The 18,420-nt window shown below is 64.5% G+C and carries 17 protein-coding genes and 1 rRNA gene; 13 read left to right on the top strand and 5 right to left on the bottom strand.

Annotated features, from left to right (window positions below; translation table 11 throughout):
- Positions 1 to 201: 201 nt before the first annotated feature.
- The 5 genes from ilvA to FAZ98_RS29145 all read left to right on the top strand — a co-directional run bounded on the left by ilvA (position 202) and on the right by FAZ98_RS29145 (position 5,188).
- Entirely contained in the window at positions 202 to 1,800 is a 1,599-nt protein-coding gene (gene ilvA / locus FAZ98_RS29165; protein WP_158956826.1) for a threonine ammonia-lyase, biosynthetic, read from the top strand.
- Positions 1,801 to 1,984: 184 nt separating this feature from the next.
- Positions 1,985 to 2,965, top strand: coding sequence for an ABC transporter substrate-binding protein (locus tag FAZ98_RS29160; protein WP_199272480.1), 981 nt, complete (start codon positions 1,985 to 1,987; stop codon positions 2,963 to 2,965).
- A gap of 31 nt (positions 2,966 to 2,996) precedes the next feature.
- On the top strand, positions 2,997 to 3,971 hold the full coding sequence (locus FAZ98_RS29155; protein ID WP_158956824.1) for an ABC transporter permease subunit: 975 nt from the start codon (positions 2,997 to 2,999) through the stop codon (positions 3,969 to 3,971).
- Positions 3,968 to 4,747 carry an ATP-binding cassette domain-containing protein gene (locus FAZ98_RS29150; RefSeq protein ID WP_158956822.1) on the top strand — a complete coding sequence of 260 codons (780 nt, stop codon included), beginning with the start codon at positions 3,968 to 3,970 and terminating at the stop codon, positions 4,745 to 4,747. The genes FAZ98_RS29155 and FAZ98_RS29150 overlap by 4 nt, the downstream gene beginning before the upstream one ends.
- A gap of 87 nt (positions 4,748 to 4,834) precedes the next feature.
- The gene (locus tag FAZ98_RS29145; RefSeq protein WP_158956820.1) at positions 4,835 to 5,188 is read left to right on the top strand and encodes a DOPA 4,5-dioxygenase family protein; all 354 of its coding nucleotides are present in this window, start codon (positions 4,835 to 4,837) and stop codon (positions 5,186 to 5,188) included.
- Between the two features lie 236 nt (positions 5,189 to 5,424).
- Here the strand turns inward: FAZ98_RS29145 and FAZ98_RS29140 are convergent, their stop codons facing one another.
- Positions 5,425 to 5,730, bottom strand: coding sequence for a hypothetical protein (locus tag FAZ98_RS29140; protein ID WP_158956818.1), 306 nt, complete (start codon positions 5,728 to 5,730; stop codon positions 5,425 to 5,427).
- Between FAZ98_RS29140 and FAZ98_RS29135 the strand changes: the two genes are divergently transcribed.
- Positions 5,729 to 6,550, top strand: coding sequence for a CAP domain-containing protein (locus tag FAZ98_RS29135; protein WP_158956816.1), 822 nt, complete (start codon positions 5,729 to 5,731; stop codon positions 6,548 to 6,550). The two genes, FAZ98_RS29140 and FAZ98_RS29135, sit on opposite strands and share 2 nt — an antisense overlap.
- Before the next feature lie 81 nt (positions 6,551 to 6,631).
- Here the strand turns inward: FAZ98_RS29135 and FAZ98_RS29130 are convergent, their stop codons facing one another.
- Both FAZ98_RS29130 and FAZ98_RS29125 read right to left on the bottom strand, forming a co-directional pair.
- Positions 6,632 to 7,990 (bottom strand): MFS transporter, encoded by a 1,359-nt coding sequence (locus FAZ98_RS29130; RefSeq protein WP_158956815.1) that lies wholly within the window; start codon positions 7,988 to 7,990, stop codon positions 6,632 to 6,634.
- A gap of 210 nt (positions 7,991 to 8,200) precedes the next feature.
- A complete protein-coding gene (locus tag FAZ98_RS29125; protein ID WP_158958570.1) occupies positions 8,201 to 9,151 on the bottom strand; it encodes an aldose 1-epimerase in 951 nt (316 codons plus the stop codon).
- Positions 9,152 to 9,474: 323 nt separating this feature from the next.
- On the opposite strand from FAZ98_RS29125, the gene FAZ98_RS29120 reads away from it, so the two are divergent.
- From FAZ98_RS29120 to FAZ98_RS29100, 5 genes are all read left to right on the top strand, one after another.
- On the top strand, positions 9,475 to 10,563 hold the full coding sequence (locus tag FAZ98_RS29120) for a LacI family DNA-binding transcriptional regulator (protein WP_158956813.1): 1,089 nt from the start codon (positions 9,475 to 9,477) through the stop codon (positions 10,561 to 10,563).
- A gap of 137 nt (positions 10,564 to 10,700) precedes the next feature.
- Positions 10,701 to 11,732 carry an ABC transporter substrate-binding protein gene (locus FAZ98_RS29115; RefSeq protein WP_158956811.1) on the top strand — a complete coding sequence of 344 codons (1,032 nt, stop codon included), beginning with the start codon at positions 10,701 to 10,703 and terminating at the stop codon, positions 11,730 to 11,732.
- A 14-nt stretch (positions 11,733 to 11,746) separates the two neighbouring features.
- A complete protein-coding gene (locus FAZ98_RS29110; RefSeq protein WP_158956809.1) occupies positions 11,747 to 13,357 on the top strand; it encodes a sugar ABC transporter ATP-binding protein in 1,611 nt (536 codons plus the stop codon).
- A gap of 42 nt (positions 13,358 to 13,399) precedes the next feature.
- Positions 13,400 to 14,428 (top strand): ABC transporter permease, encoded by a 1,029-nt coding sequence (locus FAZ98_RS29105; RefSeq protein ID WP_158956807.1) that lies wholly within the window; start codon positions 13,400 to 13,402, stop codon positions 14,426 to 14,428.
- A 13-nt stretch (positions 14,429 to 14,441) separates the two neighbouring features.
- Complete coding sequence (locus tag FAZ98_RS29100) at positions 14,442 to 15,485, top strand: ABC transporter permease (RefSeq protein WP_233273003.1); 1,044 nt, start codon at positions 14,442 to 14,444, stop codon at positions 15,483 to 15,485.
- A gap of 12 nt (positions 15,486 to 15,497) precedes the next feature.
- Here the strand turns inward: FAZ98_RS29100 and FAZ98_RS29095 are convergent, their stop codons facing one another.
- Positions 15,498 to 15,935 (bottom strand): hypothetical protein, encoded by a 438-nt coding sequence (locus tag FAZ98_RS29095; protein ID WP_158956803.1) that lies wholly within the window; start codon positions 15,933 to 15,935, stop codon positions 15,498 to 15,500.
- Between the two features lie 119 nt (positions 15,936 to 16,054).
- Here FAZ98_RS29095 and FAZ98_RS29090 point away from each other — a divergent pair, with 119 nt between their 5' ends.
- The gene (locus FAZ98_RS29090) at positions 16,055 to 16,303 is read left to right on the top strand and encodes a hypothetical protein (protein WP_407672156.1); all 249 of its coding nucleotides are present in this window, start codon (positions 16,055 to 16,057) and stop codon (positions 16,301 to 16,303) included.
- A gap of 165 nt (positions 16,304 to 16,468) precedes the next feature.
- Here the strand turns inward: FAZ98_RS29090 and FAZ98_RS29085 are convergent, their stop codons facing one another.
- On the bottom strand, positions 16,469 to 16,777 hold the full coding sequence (locus FAZ98_RS29085; protein ID WP_158956801.1) for a hypothetical protein: 309 nt from the start codon (positions 16,775 to 16,777) through the stop codon (positions 16,469 to 16,471).
- A gap of 60 nt (positions 16,778 to 16,837) precedes the next feature.
- Between FAZ98_RS29085 and FAZ98_RS29080 the strand changes: the two genes are divergently transcribed.
- Positions 16,838 to 18,369, top strand: a 16S ribosomal RNA gene (locus FAZ98_RS29080).
- The last annotated feature ends 51 nt before the right edge of the window (positions 18,370 to 18,420 follow it).

Genomic DNA, 18,420 nt, shown 5'->3' with positions numbered 1-18,420 from the left:
AACATGAGCGTTGACAAGCATTCGGCCCTAAGTCATTCTAGAAGAATGAACCGCCGCCCTTTCTCGATCGCGCTGATTATTCGCACCATTCATCGAATGGTGGGTTAGCGCATTCCGAAAGCCGCGACAACAACCCGCCCCACGAGGCGGGTTTTTTGTTCCTGCCTCCTGGTCAACATGAGAGTGAGCACAGGAGCCGTCATGCAGGTCCATCAAAGTCATCGCGCCGCTGCAACCGCAGAAACCGTCCCATCGAACAAGGTGCCCGAGGTTCAACGCGGCGAGATCGACTATCTCCGAATGATCCTCACGGCTCGCGTCTACGACGCGGCCCGCGAAACGGAACTCGAGCCCGCGCGCAATCTCTCCGCCCGCATCCGCAACCGCGTCTTCCTCAAGCGCGAAGACAACCAGCCGGTGTTTTCCTTCAAGCTGCGCGGCGCCTACAACAAGATGGCCCACCTCACGCCCGCGCAGCTCGAGCGCGGCGTGATCACCGCCTCGGCGGGCAATCACGCGCAGGGCGTCGCGCTTTCGGCGGCGCGCCTCGGCGTGAAGGCCGTGATCTGCGTGCCCGTCACCACGCCGCAGGTCAAGGTCGATGCCGTGCGCGCCCACGGCGGCGCGACCGTCGAGATCGTCCAGGCGGGCGAATCCTATAGCGACGCCTACACGCACGCCGTGCAGCTTCAGGAAGAACGCGGCCTGACCTTCGTGCATCCCTTCGACGATCCTTACGTGATCGCCGGCCAGGGCACCGTCGCCATGGAAGTGCTGAGCCAGCATCAGGCTCCCATTCACGCGATCTTCGTGCCGATCGGCGGCGGCGGGCTCGCGGCGGGCGTGGCGGCCTATGTGAAAGCGGTGCGGCCCGAGATCAAGGTGATCGGCGTGCAGACCGACGACTCCTGCGCCATGGCCAGGTCGATGAAGGCGGGCGAGCGCGTCGAACTGAGCGAGGTCGGCCTGTTCTCGGACGGCACGGCCGTGAAGCTCGTGGGCGAGGAAACCTTCCGGCTGTGCCAGCAGTATCTCGACGATGTGCTCACCGTCGACACCGACGCGCTGTGCGCCGCGATCAAGGACGTGTTCCAGGACACGCGCAGCGTGCTCGAACCGGCGGGCGCGCTGGCCGTGGCGGGCGCGAAGCAGTACGCCGAACGCACGGGCGTCGAAGGCCAGACGCTCGTCGCGATCACCTCGGGCGCGAACATGAACTTCGACCGCATGCGCTTCGTGGCGGAACGCGCCGAAGTGGGCGAGGCGCGCGAGGCCGTGTTCGCCGTGACGATCCCCGAGGAACGCGGCAGCTTCAAGCGCTTCTGCGAACTCGTGGGCACGCGCAGCGTCACCGAATTCAACTACCGTATCGACGACGCCGAGCGCGCGCATATCTTCGTGGGCGTGCAGATCCGCAACCGCGGCGAGTCGCAGGAGATCGCGCAGACCTTTGTTTCGCACGGTTTCCCCACGGTCGATCTCACCGGCGACGAACTCTCGAAGCAGCACATCCGCTACATGGTGGGCGGCCGCTCGCCGCTCGCGCACGACGAACGCCTGTTCCGCTTCGAGTTTCCGGAGCGGCCGGGCGCGCTGATGCGCTTTCTCTCCTCGATGGCGCCGAACTGGAACATCAGCCTGTTCCACTACCGCAACCAGGGCGCGGATTACAGCTCGATCCTGGTCGGCATTCAGGTGCCGGCGGCGGAACACGCGGAATTCAGCCGCTTCCTCGCCACCATCGGCTATCCGTATTACGAGGAAACGCAGAACCCCGTGTATCGGCTGTTCCTCAAATAATGCGGAATCCATAACAATGCCGCAGTAACGCTAAAACAGCGCGAAAACGACGCATCGACTTCAGGAAAACACCAGGCCCCGCAGCAGTGCGCGTCAGTATACTGAGCCACTGCTGCTGCCGGGCGTCGTCGCCTCGGGAAGACGGGGCGCCGTGCGTCGGACTCTCACCTGGAGGAAGACAAAGATGATGCGCATCGTTCTCGGCTGTCTGATGGCTCTTTCCACCGTGGTTGCCAGTGCGTTGCCGGGCATGGCGCACGCCGATGCCGCGCATCCGGTCGTCGCGTTGCTGCCCGGCGTGACCGATCCGTTTTACTTCACGATGCATCGCGGCGCCGAGCGCGCGGCGAAAGAGACCAACGTGCAGTTGCTCTTCCAGGTGCCCAAAGCCTGGAACACCACCGAGCAGGTGCCCATCCTGAAGGCATTCATTGCCAAGCACCCCGACGTTCTGCTCGTATCGCCCGTCGACAAACAACAACTCATCGCGCCGCTCAAAGAAGCCGCCGACGCGGGTATCAAGGTGATTACCGTCGATACCTATATCGGCGACGGCCACTATCAAACCGGCAAGGGCAATGCTGATTTTCCGCTCTCGTATATCGCTTCCGATAACCTCGAAGGCGGCCGCGTCGCGGCGCGCGCGCTCGCGAAAGCGATCGGCGACAAAGGCACGGTTTATTGCGAGAACAACAAGCCCGGCATCTCGAGCACCGACGCGCGTGCGCAAGGCTTCATGGAAGAGATGAAGCAGCACCCCAATATCAAGGTGCTCGAAACGCAGTACAACGAAGACGACGCCAATCGCGCGGCTTCGCACGTGGCCGCCGTGCTCGCGCGCAATCCCGATCTCGCGGGTGTATTCGGCGCGAATACGTTTTCGGGCGCGGGCGCCGCGCAAGGCGTGAAAACGGCGGGCAAGGAAGGCGCGGTGAAGGTCGTCGTATTCGACGCCGTGCCGGGCATCGACGCGCAGATCAAAAGCGGTCTCGTCGATATCGCCATTGCCCAACTGCCCGAGCAAATGGGCTACGACGCGGTGAAATTCGCCGTGGACGCCATTCACGGCAAAAAGATTCCCACCTTCAAAGGCACGGGCTTCGTCGTGCTCGACAAGACCAATATCGACAAGCCGGAGACGAAGCAATACATCTATTCGAACTGAGCGCAGGCGCCACGATCATTCGCACATCGAAATGAACGACCAACAACTCGATCGGCTCGCGCTCGTCAGCAAAGTGTGGCCGTGGCTGTTTCTCGGCGCATTGCTCGTGTTTTTCGAGGCGTGGGCGCGCATTTCCGCGCATCGCTCGTTTATCTTCAACGCGTACAACCTGCAATCGATCGGGCTCGCCGCGAGTGCGCCGCTCTTGCTCGCGATCGGTCAGACCTTCGTCATCATCACGGCGGGCATCGATCTTTCGGTGGGTTTCGTCATGGGACTCGCGGCCGTGTGCGTCGCACAGTTCACGATTCCCGGCGGCAATTCGCCGTGGATCCTGTTGATGTCGATTCCGCTCACGCTGCTCGTGTGCCTGGTTCCCGGGCTCGTCAACGGGGTGCTGATCGCGCGGCTCGGCGTGCCCGCCTTCATCGGCACACTCGGCATGTACGGCGTGGCGCGGGGCGCGGGGTTTCTCGCGGCGGGCAGCGGCATGACGGTCTCGGTGAACAACGGGGGCCTCGCATGGCTGGGCACGGGCTGGGTGCCGGTGATCGTCACGGCCGTGCTGCTCGCGGTCATGCACGTGATTCTTTCGCAAACGCGCTTCGGTCAATACACCTACGCGATCGGCGGCAATCCGCAATCGGCGATCCGCGCCGGTATCAACGTGCGCCGTCACCTGTTCGCGATCTACCTGATCGCGGCGGCGTTCGCGGCGGTGGGCGGTATCGTCTATACGGCGCGCTTCGCGGCGGGCGCCGCCAACGCGGGCGAGCCCATGCTGCTCGACTCCATCGCGGCGGTCGTGATCGGCGGCGCGAGCCTGTTCGGCGGCACGGGCACGGTCGTGGGCACCTTGATCGGCGCGCTCATCATCGCGGTGATCGAGTTCGGGCTCGTGTTTATCGACGTAAATGCCTTCTGGCAATTCATCGTGGTCGGCATCGTCATCATTCTTTCGGTGCTGATCGATCAATACAAGGAACGGCTCGGAGGCGCGCAATGAGTCACGCAGCCAGCGCGTCGCCGATACTCGAGGCGCGTGACGTGTCGATCCGCTTCGGCGGCGTGGAAGCACTCAAGCGCGTCTCCTTGCACGTGATGCCGGGCGAAGTGCTCGCGCTCGCCGGCGACAACGGCGCGGGAAAATCCACGCTCATCAAGATTCTCTCGGGTGTGTATCGCGCCGACTCCGGCGAATTGCGCTTCGAAGGCCAGCCGCTGCAATTGCGCGACCCGCAAGACGCGCGTGCGCAAGGCATCGAAACGATCTATCAGGATCTCGCGCTCGCCGACAATCTCGACGTCGGCAGCAATATCTTTCTTGGCCGCGAGCCCGTGCAACGAAAGTTGGGATTGCTGACGATCGATCGCGAACGCATGGCCCAGGTGGCGCGCGAAGTGCTGGAACGGCTCGATATCGTGATTCCGCCGCGCAAGCTCGCGGGCCCCGTCAAAATGCTCTCCGGCGGCCAGCGCCAGGCCATTGCGATCGGCCGCGCGATCTACTGGAACGCGCGCGTGCTGATCATGGACGAGCCCACGGCTGCGCTCGGCGTGCCCGAGCAGCGCAAGGTGATGTCGCTGATCGGCGCGCTCAAGGCACAGGGCGTGGCCGTGATTCTCATTTCCCACAATCTTCACGACATTTTCGCCGTCGCCGATCGCATCGTGGTGTTGAGGCGCGGCGAAGTGGCGGGCGAGCGTCAGGTCGCGCAAACGCACGGCGACGAAATCGTGCATCTCATGGTCGGCGACACGTATTCAAACAACTCGCGTTGACGTTACCGTTTGTGAGAATCGCTGCAAGCAAAGCACATTCCAGGCGAAAATACAGGCTGACTTTCTTTCTTTTGTCTGTTGTTTTCAATGAGTTATCTCGATCCCGCTGAAATCGCGAGCTGGCACGCTCACGTTTATTTCGGCGCCGCATCGCGCGATGCCGCGTGGACGCTGCGTGAGGCCATTGCCGCACGTTTCGGCGACACCGTTCCCATCGGGCGCTTTCACGAACGCCCCGTCGGTCCGCACCCGATGTGGTCCTATCAATTGACGATCGCGTGCGAGCGCTTCACTGAAGTCATTGCGTGGCTCACGCTCAATCACGGCGCACTGGATGTTTTCATACATCCCAATACGTCCGATGGTCTGCGAGACCATCGCGATGCCGCGTTGTGGATCGGTAATTCGTACAGCTTGAATCTCGGCGCTTTCGGTTCTTGAGCCGCTTCTAAGCCGCGAGTGAGTTCGAAAACAACTCACTCGCTTTGCGCCCTCTTTTTTCCTTGAGTGTCAATCCTGATTGACACTCAAGTTCACGGTCATTTCTGCCGTTAGGCAGGACGCCAATCCAATGTGCATCGCATCGAATACGCAGCCGCGTGGTTCGCGCGGCGCGGATGTTTTCGTCGAAGAAAACGCATCACCGCTTTTGGGACCCGGCGTCACCCAGCAACCACTCAAAGGCATGTCATGCGGTTTTCCAGTTTCAAACTCGGCGCACTCTCCGTTTCCTCTCTCGCGTTGCTCGCCGCTTGCGGCGGCGGCGGCGGATCGTCGGGTAGCGCGTCGAACACGTCGGGCGGCTCGAGCAGCGTTGCCGTTGGCAACGCGTCGGGCGGCAGCGGCACGACGAGCACGACGGTCGCGACATTGAGCGCCGCCGCCGGTTCGGCAACGATCATTTCCCCGGCGACCACGCTCGCGGCCTTGCCCACGGCAAGCGGCAATCCCACGACGGACGGCACCGCCTGGCTCAACACCATGCGCCAGAACCTTGGCATCGCCACGGTCCCGAGCGATGCGGGCCTCACGACTTCGTCGCTCGATCACGCGACCTATCTCGTCGATAACCAGGCGTATGGTCACACGGAAACGGCAGGCAAGGCCGGCTTCACCGGCGCCGATCCGTTCACGCGCATCGAAGCCGAAGGCAGCTACGCGCAAACCGGCGAAGTGGTCGTGGCCGGCCAGCCCGCCGCGTTCGCCAACAGCCTTTCGCCGGTCGAGACCCTGTTCGATGCGCCGTATCACCGCATCATCATGCTCGACGACTTCAAGACGATGGGCGTGGCCACCTCGCAGAACGCGAGCTGGGAAGCCTTCAATATCGACCTCGGCAATCTCTCGGGCACGATGTCGTCCACGTCGCTCGTCGCGTATCCGTATCCGGGTCAGAAGGGCGCGCCCACGAGCTGGTTCGCCAACGAATCGCCGAATCCGTTCGCAGGTGCTACGCAGTACGAAATGACGACGGTGGGTTACCCCGTGACGATCGAAGGTGGCTTCCAGACGAGCCTCAGCTCGGTCAGCTTCACGATCACGGACGCGAGCGGCAACAACGTGCCGTGCCTCGCGCAAACGCCGCAGACCGCTCCCGACGAGCTGTCGAACGGCGCGCTGTGCGTGCCTTATTCGCCGCTCGCCGCCAATACGACCTACATCGTGCACGTGACCGGCACGTTGACGAGCGCCTCGCAAACGCGTCCCATCGACGTGACGTGGACGTTCTCGACGGCCGTCTCCGGCGTGGCGAACGCCGCGGTGCCGGGCGCACCCGCGAGCCGTCCGCTGCCGCTGTTCTGATCGACGCATCGACGCATCGCACCGCGATCCCACGCGGCGCGATGCCCGCGAACCCCGGGCGAAGATCGATTCAAACCGGCCTCAGTGGCCGAACGAGGCCTTTTTCGCCGTGTCGCTGCCGCTTTCCTGCGGCCGCGCGGCCTGCTTGATCAGCAACGCCGCGCCAGCGATCAGTCCGGCCACGGCGACCGTCGAAAAGATGCCCGCGAACGTGAAGTGGCGGCGCGTCAATTCCGCCACCAGAAACGATCCCGCAATACCGCCGAAGCGGCCGATGCCGAGCATCCACGCGACGCCCGTGCCGCGCCCTTGCGTTGGGTAGAACGCGGCCGCGAGCGCGGGCAGCGACGACTGCGCCGTATTCATCAGCACGCCGGCCACGAACACCACGAGCACGAGCGCGCCCACGTTGCCCACGGCCTGGCCGATCGCCCACACGGACAGCGCGGTGAGCGCATAGCACACGGCGATGATGCGGTTCGCGTTGAAGCGGTCCATCAGCACGCCGCACAGCACCGCGCCCACGCCGCCGAGCGGGAACAGCGCGGAAACGAGCGTGGCGTTCGCGGGCGTCAGGCCGGCGTCCTTGAGCAGCAGCGGCATCCAGTTGATCGACGCGTAGAAGATCACGAGGCCCATGAAGTACGCGATCCACAACATCACCGAGCCGATCAGATAGGCGGGCGAGAGCACGACCCCGAGGCCTTTGCCTTGCGTCTGCGGCGCGTTTTCGCTCATCGCGAACACCTGCGCGCGGGCGGCGTCGGGCGAAATGCGCGCGAGCGCCGCGCGAATGCGCTCGGCCGGGTGATGATTGGCGACCCTATAGCGCACCGATTCCGGCATGCGCAGGAAGAGCGGCACGGCCAGCACGAGCGGCGTCACGCCGCCGAGCACGAGCACGCTGCGCCAGCCGAAGTGCGGGATCATCCACGCGGCGAGAAAGCCGCCGCACGCCGCGCCCAGCGGGAAGCCGCAGAACATGAGGTTGATGACGGTCGCGCGACGGCGGTCGGGGCAGAACTCGCCCATCATCGTGACCGCGTTGGGCATGGCCGCGCCGAGGCCCACGCCGGTGACGAAGCGCAGCCAGGTGAGCTGGCCGATGCTCGACGAAAACGACGAGGCGAGACACGCCACGCCGAACAGCAGCACGGAGCCGAGCAGGATGGTGCGGCGTCCGATGCGGTCGGACAGCGGGCCGGACGCGAGTGCGCCGCACGCCAGGCCGAACAGCGCGGCGCTCAGCACGGGCGCGAGCGCGGGTTTGGCGATGCCCCATTCGCCGAGCAGCGAAGGCGCGATGAAACCGATCGCGGCCGTGTCGAAACCGTCGAGCAGGACGATAACGAAGCACATCGCGAAGATGAACCACTGGAACGGCGAGAACGGATGCTCGTTGATGAACGTCTGGACGTCGACGGCGCGCGGGCTGTCCATGAGTGTCTCCTGATTGTCGTTATGAGGCGGCTGCCGTGGCGGGCCGCTGTTTCTGTACTGGCAATCAGGAATATTAACTGCCGCGCGCGCGGTCGGGGGCGTGCTTGATGCAACTAACAGCCTGTTTCAGCCGACGCACGCGAATGCGGTGGGCCGGCAGAGCGCCGAGCTGGTCTTCAGGTCGTGGACCGGCGCGGCGCGCTCGTGGTGTCAGCCGCGCTCCGGCAACCACGCGAGCTGCGCTTCGATGGTCTCGCCCGGCGCGAGTACCGTGCCGCCCACGTCGATGCGCTCGGCCGCGCCCGCGTGCGTCAGATTGAGCCAGTCCGTCGTATTGCTGACCGGCTCCGCGCAGAAGTACGGAATGTCGGGCGGGCTGAACAGCACGAAAAAGTCGAGCGGCGCGCTCGCGCGCAGCATGAGACGGCGCGCGTGCTGCGGCCATTCGATCAGCGCTTCGCGGCGCCAGCCGGAGAAATTGTTATCGAGATCGAAATCGTCGAGGACGAGACCGGCCTGGAGCGCATCGACGGCCGGATGCGCGTTGAGCGAGACCGGCAGCACCTCGGCGTCGATTTCCCACATCGCGCGCACCCGCGCGGCAATGCGCGTGCCGGGGGTGCGCGGATAGTACGGATGATGGCCGAAGCCGAACGGCATCGGCCGCGTGGCCAGGTTGCGCGCCCAGAGCCGCACGCTCAGGCCGGTGTCGTCGAGGACGATGTGCTGACGCGCTTCGTAACGGAACGGCCAGCCTTTGCCACCGGGCGCCGCGTCGTGCGCGGCGCCGTGCCCGGTGTCGGGCTCGTGCAGGAAATGCAGCGTGAGCGAATTTTCCGTGCGCGCTTCCACCGTCCACGGCCGGCGCCATGCATGGCCGTGCAGCGCGTGGCGCAACTGGCCGGTGCCGCTCGGCAGGTCGATCATCTCGCCTTCGAAGCGAAAACGTCCGTCGCGGATACGGTTGCAATACGGCATCAGCGGGAAACTCGCCATGCCGAGCGGATCGCGGGCGTCGATCGCCGCGCGCGTGGCGGGGCGCAGCCAGTGGAACGGCGCTTCCATTCCTGCGCCGCCGTTTTCGTCGTAGAACGCCGCGATCGAACCGCCCACGTGCGGCGCGACGAGCACGCGCGCATTGCCGTGGGTGAGCGTGACCAGCTGGCCGTCGTCGAGCGCGGCGGCGTCGAAAGGCTCGGGCGCCGCGCCCGAATGCGACGGGGACGATGGCGTGGCGGCCGGCGAAATAGCTTGGGGAGCGGTCGGGCGGGGGGTCAACAGGGCATCCTCCTGTCTAACGAATTTATTACTAATAATCGTTAATATAGACCGATAAGTACGTTGCAGCCGAGGTAAAAAAATAGCGACATACGTCAATTGATGATGCTAATTATTAGTGCTACGCTTCGGCCCAACAGCGCGGCATCCGACCGCGCAGCGCGTCCACAGTCTTAGTGCACCGCTGATCGCCAGCTCTCATACCGATGAAAAAATCGACCCAGCGCCGCCCCACCATGACCGACATCGCGAAGGCCGCGGGCGTGTCGCAATCCACGGTGTCGCTCGTGCTCAACGGCGCGGTCGGCGCGAAACTCTCCGAAGCCACGCGCCGCAAGGTCAACGACGTGGCGCAGTCGCTCGGCTACCAGCTCACCGTGCGCGCCGCGCAAACGCCCGCGCCGGCCGGCGAGCGCAACCTGATCGTCTATATCGCCGACGAAGTCTCGACCAGCCCGCATCCCGTGGTGAGCATCGACGGCGCGCGCGACGCCGCCTGGAACAACGGTTGTCTGCTCGCCGTGTTCTCGACCCACGGCAACGCGCAAATGGAGCAGCACGTGCTGCAGACGCTCCTCATGCCGAACGTGCTAGGCGTGATCTACGCCACCGTCTACACCCGCCGCGTCACGGTGCCGCCCGCGCTGCTCAAGGTGCCGGCCGTGCTGCTCAACTGCTACGCGTCGGACCACGCGCTCTCTTCGGTCGTGCCGGCCGAGGTGGCGGGCGGCCACACCGCCACGGAATATCTGATCGAGGCGGGGCACCGGCGCATCGGTTTCATCAACGGCGAAACGTGGCAGGACGCGGCGAAGGACCGTCTCAAGGGCTATCGGCAGGCGCTCGCCACGGCCGATTTGTTGTACGACGAACGCCTCGTGCGCGACGGCGACTGGAGTTCAGGCAAAGGCTTCGAACTCACGCTGTCGCTCATGCGCGAGCCCAATCCGCCCACGGCCATTTTCTGCGCGAACGACCTCACGGCGATCGGTGCGATCGAAGCGCTCAAGCAGCTCGGGCTGCGCGTGCCTGAAGACGTGTCGGTGATGGGTTACGACGACCAGGAAATCGCGCGCCACACGCATCCGCCGCTCACGACCGTGGTGCTGCCCAACTACGAACTCGGCCGCTGGGCCGTGGAGACGCTGCTCCAGGAAGAGCAGAACCGCGACGCGGGCGCGCCCGTGCGCCGCCGCACCGTGAAGCTCGACGGACCGCTCATCGAGCGTACCTCGGTGTGCGCGCCAAGCAGCGCCGACCCCGTGAATACCCTCATTAATATTGGTGAAAATTGACTGGTAATATTAGTTGAGCAGTGGCCGTAATAATCCGGCGCAGTGCGTGGCGCAGTGCTCCGGGGCATTGAAGAAAGAAAACAAGACCCAGGGCGGGTGTGGAACCCGCACCGTATATGTCACTCACGGAGACAGCCATGCGTCATCATCGTATTCAGTCCGCCTTCCTCGCTGCCGGCCTGTGCGTCGCCAGCGCGTTCGCCGCCAGCGCTTACGCGCAGGACAGCGGCGCGCAGAAGGTCCAGTCGAACTCCAACGAAACCTGCACGATCGCCAAGCCGGGCGGCAAGAAGCTCAGCGACATGGTGGTGGGCTTCTCGCAGTCGGAGAACGAACAGAATCCGTTCCGCGCGACCGAAACCGCCTCCGTGCGCGCCGCCGCCAAGGCCGCGGGCGTCAAACGCCTGCTCTACACGAACGCCAACGCGAACCAGGCGAAGCAGGTCGCCGACATCGAAAGCATGATCAATCAGGGCGCCGAAGCGCTGATCGTCGCGCCGAACGACTCGACCGGCCTGCAACCGGCGTTCGCGCAGGCGCGCGCCAAGGGCATTCCGGTCGTGACGATCGACCGTCAGACGGCGGGCACGGTCTGCGACGACTTCATCACCTTCCTCGGCTCCGACTTCTACAAGCAGGGCGAACGCGCGGCCAAGGCGCTCGCCGACGCCACGGGCGGCAAGGCGGTTATCGCCGAAATCCAGGGCGGCTACGGCAACACGGTGGAAAGCCAGCGCACCGACGGCTTCGCGAACGGCCTGAAGGCGTACCCGAACATGAAGATCGCTGCGGCGCAAACGGCCAACTGGTCGACGACCGAAGCGCAGAAGGTGATGGAGCAGATCCTGCTCGCGCACCCGGACGTCAACGCCGTCTACACCCACGCCGACACGATGACGGTCGGCGCGATCACGGCGCTGCGCCAGGCCGGCAAGCTCAAGGGCGTGACGATCGTGTCGATCGACGGCACCAAGGAAATCGTCAACGGCATCGCCCAGGGCACCGTCGCCGCCGACGTGGAGACGAACCCGCGCTTCGGCCCGCTCGCCTTCAAGTCGCTCGAAGACTACCTCGCGGGCAAGCCGGTGCCGCAGAAGCAGATCATGGACGACGCACTCTTCGACAAGACCAACGCGAAGCAGTCGCTCGCGGCGGGCAAGGTCTACTGAGCCGCGGCCACACGATGACGACGAGCGCCGCCACCTCCTCCGCCACGCCGCGCGCCGTGCTCGAAACGCGCGGTGTTTCCAGGACTTTCGGCGTGGTGCGCGCGCTGCGCGACGTGTCGCTCACGCTGCGCGCGGGCGAGGTGCACGGCCTCGTCGGCGAGAACGGCGCCGGGAAATCGACGCTCATCAAGGTGCTGACCGGGTTTCATCAGCCCGATACCGGCGCGCTCACGCTCGACGGCAAGAGCGTCACGTTCGACAGCCCGCGCGGCGCGCAGAACGCGGGCGTGTGCGCCGTGTATCAGGAAATCAACCTGATTCCCGAGCGCAGCGTCGCCGACAATATTTTTCTGTGTCACGAGCCCAAGCGCTTTGGCGTGCTCGTCGATCGCAAGCGCATGCTGGAGCGTGCCGCCGAGATCGTGCAGCGCTACCGCCTGTCCGTCGATCCGGCGGCGCGGCTCGGTTCGCTGGGGCTTGGCGCGCAGCAGATGGTGTCGCTCGCGCGCGGCGTGTCGCTCGGCGCGCGCGTGTTGATTCTCGACGAACCCACGTCGGCGCTCAGCAGCGCGGAAGTCGACGTGTTGTTCGACGTGGTGGACCGGCTGCGCGCGGAAGGCATCGCGCTGCTGTTCGTGAGCCACCGGCTTTCCGAGTGCTACCGGCTCTGCGATCGATTCACGGTGATGCGCGACGGCGCCGTGGTGCGCACGGGCACGCCCGAAGAATTGCCGCGCGCCGCGTTGATCGCCGCGATGCTCGGCCGCGAAAGCTCGGGCGAACACGCCTGGACCGAGCGTTCGGGCAGCGCCGACACCGCCGACGCCGCGCCCGCGCTCGCGGTCGACCGTTTGCAATGGGGCAACCGCGTGCGCGACGTGTCGCTCAAGGTCGCGCGCAAGGAAATTGTCGGACTGGCCGGTCTGCTCGGCTCGGGCCGCACGGAAACGTTCAAGACGATCTTCGGCGCGCAGAAGGCCGATGCGGGCGATGTCGATATCGCAGGGCGCGCGCTCACGCATGCCACGCCGGCGCGTTCGATCGCGCGCGGTCTCGCGTTCCTCTCCGAAGACCGCCGCTCGGAAGGCATCTTCCCGCGCTTGTCGGTGGGCGAGAACATCGTCGCGAGTCTGCTGCCGCGCATCTCGCGCTTCGGCTTCATTTCGCGCGCGAAGGAAGCGCAGGTCGTGCGCGAGGCGATCGAACGGCTCGGCATCAAGACGGCCGGCCCGAACGCGCTCATCACCACACTCTCGGGCGGCAACCAGCAGAAGGCGCTGATCGCGCGCTGCCTTTCCACGCAACCCACCGTGCTGCTGCTCGACGATCCCACGCGCGGCATCGACGTGGGCGCGAAGGAAGAAGTGCATCGCGTGGTGCAGGAACTCGCGCGCGACGGGCTCGCCGTCGTGGTCACGTCGTCCGAAATGGAAGAACTGCTCGCGCTGACCGACCGCCTCGTGGTGCTCAACGAGGGCGCGACGCAAGGCGGCATGCCGACGGCGGGCGCCAACCCCGACGACGTGCTGGCCGTGCTGGCCGGCGACGCCAACGACAGCCGCGACGTGAGCGCAACCCGCGACGTCGGCGCAACCCGCAACCCGGCCGGCGCGGACAAGGCCTGAACGGGCCGCTCGCGAAACCGGCCTCACTCGACGACCGTTCCGATGGCGATCAATCTCGAAACCAACGAGGAACGCTTGAGCCCCTCGACACCTCCGCAGGCGCCGCAATCTCCGCGGTCGCCGCAATCCACGAATCCGGGCGGTGGCGGCGCCTGGCGCACCGTGCTGCGCGAGCACAGCGTGTACTTCGCGCTCGCGGCGCTCGTCGTGTTCAATCTGATCGTGACGCCGGGCTTTTCGAATCCGTTCGCCGCGCGCAGCCTGCTGTTCGAAGCCGCGCCGATCGTGCTGATCGCGCTCGGCCAGAATCTCGCGATCGCCACGCGCGGTATCGACCTCTCGGTCGGCTCGGTGATGGCGCTCGCCAGCGCTTCGGTCGCCGTGTTCCTGCCTTACGGCATCGGCCCGGCGCTGGTCGGCTCGGTCGCGGTGGGCGCGCTGGTGGGCTTGTGGAACGGCTTCCTCGTCGCGGTGCTCGCCATCGATCCGCTGATTTCCGGCCTCGCCTTGCTGGTGGCCGCACGCGGGCTGGCGCAGGCGCTGCTTGGCGGCTCGCGCGTGAATCTGCCCGACGCACCGGCGTTCGATCTGCTCGGCGCGGGCACGGTCGGCCCGGTGCCGATCATCATGCTGATCGCGCTCGCACTCGCGGCGGTCGTGGCATTCGTGGTGCGGCGCACGACCTTCGGGCGCTACGCGATCCTGGTCGGCGCGAGCCGCGGCGCGGCGTTTCTTGCCGGCATTCCGGTGCGGCGCACGCTGTTTCTCGTCTACGCCGTGAGCGGCACGCTCGCCGGGCTGGCCGGTCTGTTCGCCTCGTCGCGGCTCGGCGCCTCGGACCCGAACTACGTGGGCGTGAATTTCGAACTCGACGCGATCGCCGCCTCGGTGATCGGCGGCACCCCGCTCTCGGGCGGCCGCATCTCGATCGTCGGCGCGGTGTTCGGCGTGCTGCTGCTGCAGGTCCTCGACGCGAGCTTCATCATGAACAACATCAGCTTTACTTACGCGCAGATCCTCAAGGCCGTGTTTATCGTCGTCGCGCTGTATCTGCAACGCTCGGGAGCTTGAAGCGATGGCCAACGTGACCTCTTCCAACGCGGATCCGACGGCCGCGCCCGCCGCGAACCGGCGCGCGCAGCTGATCGCGCTCGTGCAGTCGCGCGGCGCGATCGCGATGCTCGTGGTCGTCGCGCTGATCGCGGGCGGCGTGTTCCCCGACTTCCTGCGCCCCTCGAATCTCGCGGATATCGTCTCGAACAGCGCGTTCCTCGGGCTCGTCGCCGTGGGACAAAGTCTCGTCATCATTCTGGGCGGCTTCGATCTGTCGGTCGGCTCGATGGTGGGGCTCGGCACCGTGATCGCCGCCTATGCCGCGCCCTACGGCTGGGGCGCGGCGATGCTCGCGCCGGTGGCGGCGGGTTTTGTCATCGGCATCGGCAATGGTCTGCTGATCGCGCGGGCGCGCATGGCGCCGTTCATCGTCACGCTCGCGGCCTTGCTCGGGCTCAAGGGTTTGGCGCTCGTGCTCGCGAGCCAGGATCTGCTGATCGCGAACCCCGGCTTCTTCACGCGTATCGCCAATGGCTCGATTTTCGGCATCAGCAATCTGATCTGGGTGCTGGTCGTGGTCTATGGGCTCGGCGCGGTGCTGCTCAATCACACGCGTTTCGGCGCGGCGATCTTCGCGATTGGCGGCAACGAGGAGGCGGCGCGCATGCTGGGCGTGCGCGTTGAGCGCGTGAAGGTTCTCGCGTACGGCTTGTCGGGAGCGCTGGCCGGCCTGTCGGGCGCGCTGCTCGCGTCGCACCTCGATTCCGGTTTGTCGGCGGCGGGGACGGGCTACGAATTGCAGTCGATCGCCGCGGCGGTGATCGGCGGCGTGTTGCTCACGGGCGGCGTGGGGACGATGGCCGGGCCGCTCGCGGGTGTGTTGCTGCTCGGCGTGATCGACAACGTCATCAATCAGGTCGGCACGTTGAGCCCGTATTACCAGAACCTCGCGAGCGGCGCGTTCCTGCTCGCGGCCGTGATCGTCCAGACCGTGCTCACGGGCCGACGCGGCGCGGCGCGCGCGGGTGGCGGCAAGGCGGCGCGACGGAGCGCCGCGGCGCCTGCGCGGTCGTGATGCGTGGGTCGGTTAAGGATGCGTGACGCTGAGTTTGACGCGTGACGCCCCGACGGTCTGCGCCGTGATTTCGGTGCGGCTGCCGCGCTCGCCGAGGTAGAAGTGCTGGCGACCCGGCGCGTTGCCATCGTGCGTGGCGTCGGGCAGGCACGACGCGATGTCGGCGCCCACGCCTTCGAGCGCGTTTGTGCCCGATCCGGCGTCGCGGGCGCTCCACGTGCATTGATACGATTTCCCGCTGGTCGCGCATTGGGCGTCGTCGCCATACGGTTGAGCGACGGCGCGGCCATCGGCGGGATTCAGCGAGGCGAAGTGCTGCGGCGCCGCCGCGACGATGCGCTTGAGTGCGGCGCATGGACTGGCGCTGTCGTCGGCCCGCGCGGCGAGCGGCGCGGTGAGTGCCGCGCAGGCGCAGCCGAAGGCGATGACGGATCGGATCGATGACTTCATGGGGTAATCGCCGCGCGTGACGCGGCGCCTCGTGGTGGATTCAGCGCAGCGTTGCAATCGACGTGCCGGGAATAGGGTTTGCAGTGGCGAACTCGACGCACTTTACGAGGACGAACGCCATGAAGAACGCGACTCGACGCATCGGGAAAGCGGGTGTAGTGCTGGTGGGCCTGACGCTCGCAATGGCGAGTCAGGCGGCGTCGCGCGACGAACAGGAGCATGCCTGTCGCGGCGACGCGATCCACTATTGCTCGAGCGAAATCCCGAACAAGGAAAAGATCACGGCGTGCATGAAGCAGCACTACGACGAGTTATCGCCGCCATGTAAAGCGATGTTCAAGCGACCGCCCAAAGGCGGATCGTCTTGATGACGGAGTTGGCTGGGTAGGGTTGACAGAGGCGCGCAGCGCCTCTTTTTTATTGGCCGTGCGAAAGCGCTTGCAGGTACGTGCGGGAGGCGCTAAGATTCGCCCCCTTCGCAGTTCAGACGTAGCGGGAACCGCGAAGCCGCCACGAAACGGGCGGTGGTCGGATCAGCAGATTTTTGCGCTTGAGGTACCGGTTTTAAACGGTGAGCGAAAAAAGATGTTGACGAGACGAAAAAGATTCTTCATAATCTCGTTTCTCTGCTGCTGACGCAGCAACGCAGAAAACGCCGGACAGTAGCGCAGCAGTTTGCGACTGGCCAGCGGTTTCAGCGAATCGATCTTTAAAAATTTACAGCCGATAAGTGTGGGCGCTTGATGCGGTGGCGGCCTGAAACGTTCTCCGGAACGCTTCAGGATAAGCAAAAGTATCAAGAGTCTCACACTAAAGTAAGTCAGGTTTTTGAATTTATTCAAATTCCTGTCAGCTTTGAGTGAGCGACCGGTTCGAAAGAACCGAAAAACAGTAACAGGTTTGAACTGAAGAGTTTGATCCTGGCTCAGATTGAACGCTGGCGGCATGCCTTACACATGCAAGTCGAACGGCAGCACGGGTGCTTGCACCTGGTGGCGAGTGGCGAACGGGTGAGTAATACATCGGAACGTGTCCTGTAGTGGGGGATAGCCCGGCGAAAGCCGGATTAATACCGCATACGATCTACGGATGAAAGCGGGGGATCTTCGGACCTCGCGCTATAGGGGCGGCCGATGGCGGATTAGCTAGTTGGTGGGGTAAAGGCCCACCAAGGCGACGATCCGTAGCTGGTCTGAGAGGACGACCAGCCACACTGGGACTGAGACACGGCCCAGACTCCTACGGGAGGCAGCAGTGGGGAATTTTGGACAATGGGGGAAACCCTGATCCAGCAATGCCGCGTGTGTGAAGAAGGCCTTCGGGTTGTAAAGCACTTTTGTCCGGAAAGAAAACCATCTGGCTAATATCCGGGTGGGATGACGGTACCGGAAGAATAAGCACCGGCTAACTACGTGCCAGCAGCCGCGGTAATACGTAGGGTGCAAGCGTTAATCGGAATTACTGGGCGTAAAGCGTGCGCAGGCGGTGATGTAAGACCGATGTGAAATCCCCGGGCTTAACCTGGGAACTGCATTGGTGACTGCATCGCTGGAGTATGGCAGAGGGGGGTAGAATTCCACGTGTAGCAGTGAAATGCGTAGAGATGTGGAGGAATACCGATGGCGAAGGCAGCCCCCTGGGCCAATACTGACGCTCATGCACGAAAGCGTGGGGAGCAAACAGGATTAGATACCCTTGGTAGTCCACGCCCTAAACGATGTCAACTGGTTGTTGGGGATTCATTTCCTTAGTAACGTAGCTAACGCGTGAAGTTGACCGCCTGGGGAGTACGGTCGCAAGATTAAAACTCAAAGGAATTGACGGGGACCCGCACAAGCGGTGGATGATGTGGATTAATTCGATGCAACGCGAAAACCTTACCTACCCTTGACATGTACGGAATCCTGCTGAGAGGCGGGAGTGCCCGAAAGGGAGCCGTAACACAGGTGCTGCATGGCTGTCGTCAGCTCGTGTCGTGAGATGTTGGGTTAAGTCCCGCAACGAGCGCAACCCTTGTCCCTAGTTGCTACGCAAGAGCACTCGGGGAGACTGCCGGTGACAAACCGGAGGAAGGTGGGGATGACGTCAAGTCCTCATGGCCCTTATGGGTAGGGCTTCACACGTCATACAATGGTCGGAACAGAGGGTTGCCAAGCCGCGAGGTGGAGCCAATCCCAGAAAACCGATCGTAGTCCGGATCGCAGTCTGCAACTCGACTGCGTGAAGCTGGAATCGCTAGTAATCGCGGATCAGCATGCCGCGGTGAATACGTTCCCGGGTCTTGTACACACCGCCCGTCACACCATGGGAGTGGGTTTTGCCAGAAGTGGCTAGTCTAACCGCAAGGAGGACGGTCACCACGGCAGGATTCATGACTGGGGTGAAGTCGTAACAAGGTAGCCGTATCGGAAGGTGCGGCTGGATCACCTCCTTTCCAGAGCTTTCTGCTCACTGCGTTTTAAGCGCTCACACTTGTCGGCTGTAA

Source organism: Paraburkholderia acidisoli (assembly GCF_009789675.1).
Taxonomy (GTDB): domain Bacteria; phylum Pseudomonadota; class Gammaproteobacteria; order Burkholderiales; family Burkholderiaceae; genus Paraburkholderia; species Paraburkholderia acidisoli.
Note: the sequence above shows the minus strand (reverse complement) of the source record. Positions and strands in the feature narration are given on the sequence as shown.

What these genes read in the sequence shown, in the direction of transcription:
- FAZ98_RS29145 (WP_158956820.1), top strand. Translation starts at nt 4,835, where the DNA reads ATGAGTTATCTCGATCCCGCTGAAATCGCGAGCTGGCACGCTCACGTT.
- FAZ98_RS29135 (WP_158956816.1), top strand. Translation starts at nt 5,729, where the DNA reads ATGCGCCAGAACCTTGGCATCGCCACGGTCCCGAGCGATGCGGGCCTC.
- FAZ98_RS29110 (WP_158956809.1), top strand. Translation starts at nt 11,747, where the DNA reads ATGACGACGAGCGCCGCCACCTCCTCCGCCACGCCGCGCGCCGTGCTC.
- FAZ98_RS29130 (WP_158956815.1), bottom strand. Translation starts at nt 7,990, where the DNA reads ATGGACAGCCCGCGCGCCGTCGACGTCCAGACGTTCATCAACGAGCAT.
- FAZ98_RS29155 (WP_158956824.1), top strand. Translation starts at nt 2,997, where the DNA reads ATGAACGACCAACAACTCGATCGGCTCGCGCTCGTCAGCAAAGTGTGG.
- FAZ98_RS29105 (WP_158956807.1), top strand. Translation starts at nt 13,400, where the DNA reads ATGGCGATCAATCTCGAAACCAACGAGGAACGCTTGAGCCCCTCGACA.
- FAZ98_RS29160 (WP_199272480.1), top strand. Translation starts at nt 1,985, where the DNA reads ATGATGCGCATCGTTCTCGGCTGTCTGATGGCTCTTTCCACCGTGGTT.
- FAZ98_RS29140 (WP_158956818.1), bottom strand. Translation starts at nt 5,730, where the DNA reads ATGGTGTTGAGCCAGGCGGTGCCGTCCGTCGTGGGATTGCCGCTTGCC.
- ilvA (WP_158956826.1), top strand. Translation starts at nt 202, where the DNA reads ATGCAGGTCCATCAAAGTCATCGCGCCGCTGCAACCGCAGAAACCGTC.
- FAZ98_RS29150 (WP_158956822.1), top strand. Translation starts at nt 3,968, where the DNA reads ATGAGTCACGCAGCCAGCGCGTCGCCGATACTCGAGGCGCGTGACGTG.
- FAZ98_RS29120 (WP_158956813.1), top strand. Translation starts at nt 9,475, where the DNA reads ATGAAAAAATCGACCCAGCGCCGCCCCACCATGACCGACATCGCGAAG.
- FAZ98_RS29090 (WP_407672156.1), top strand. Translation starts at nt 16,055, where the DNA reads ATGAAGAACGCGACTCGACGCATCGGGAAAGCGGGTGTAGTGCTGGTG.
- FAZ98_RS29095 (WP_158956803.1), bottom strand. Translation starts at nt 15,935, where the DNA reads ATGAAGTCATCGATCCGATCCGTCATCGCCTTCGGCTGCGCCTGCGCG.
- FAZ98_RS29115 (WP_158956811.1), top strand. Translation starts at nt 10,701, where the DNA reads ATGCGTCATCATCGTATTCAGTCCGCCTTCCTCGCTGCCGGCCTGTGC.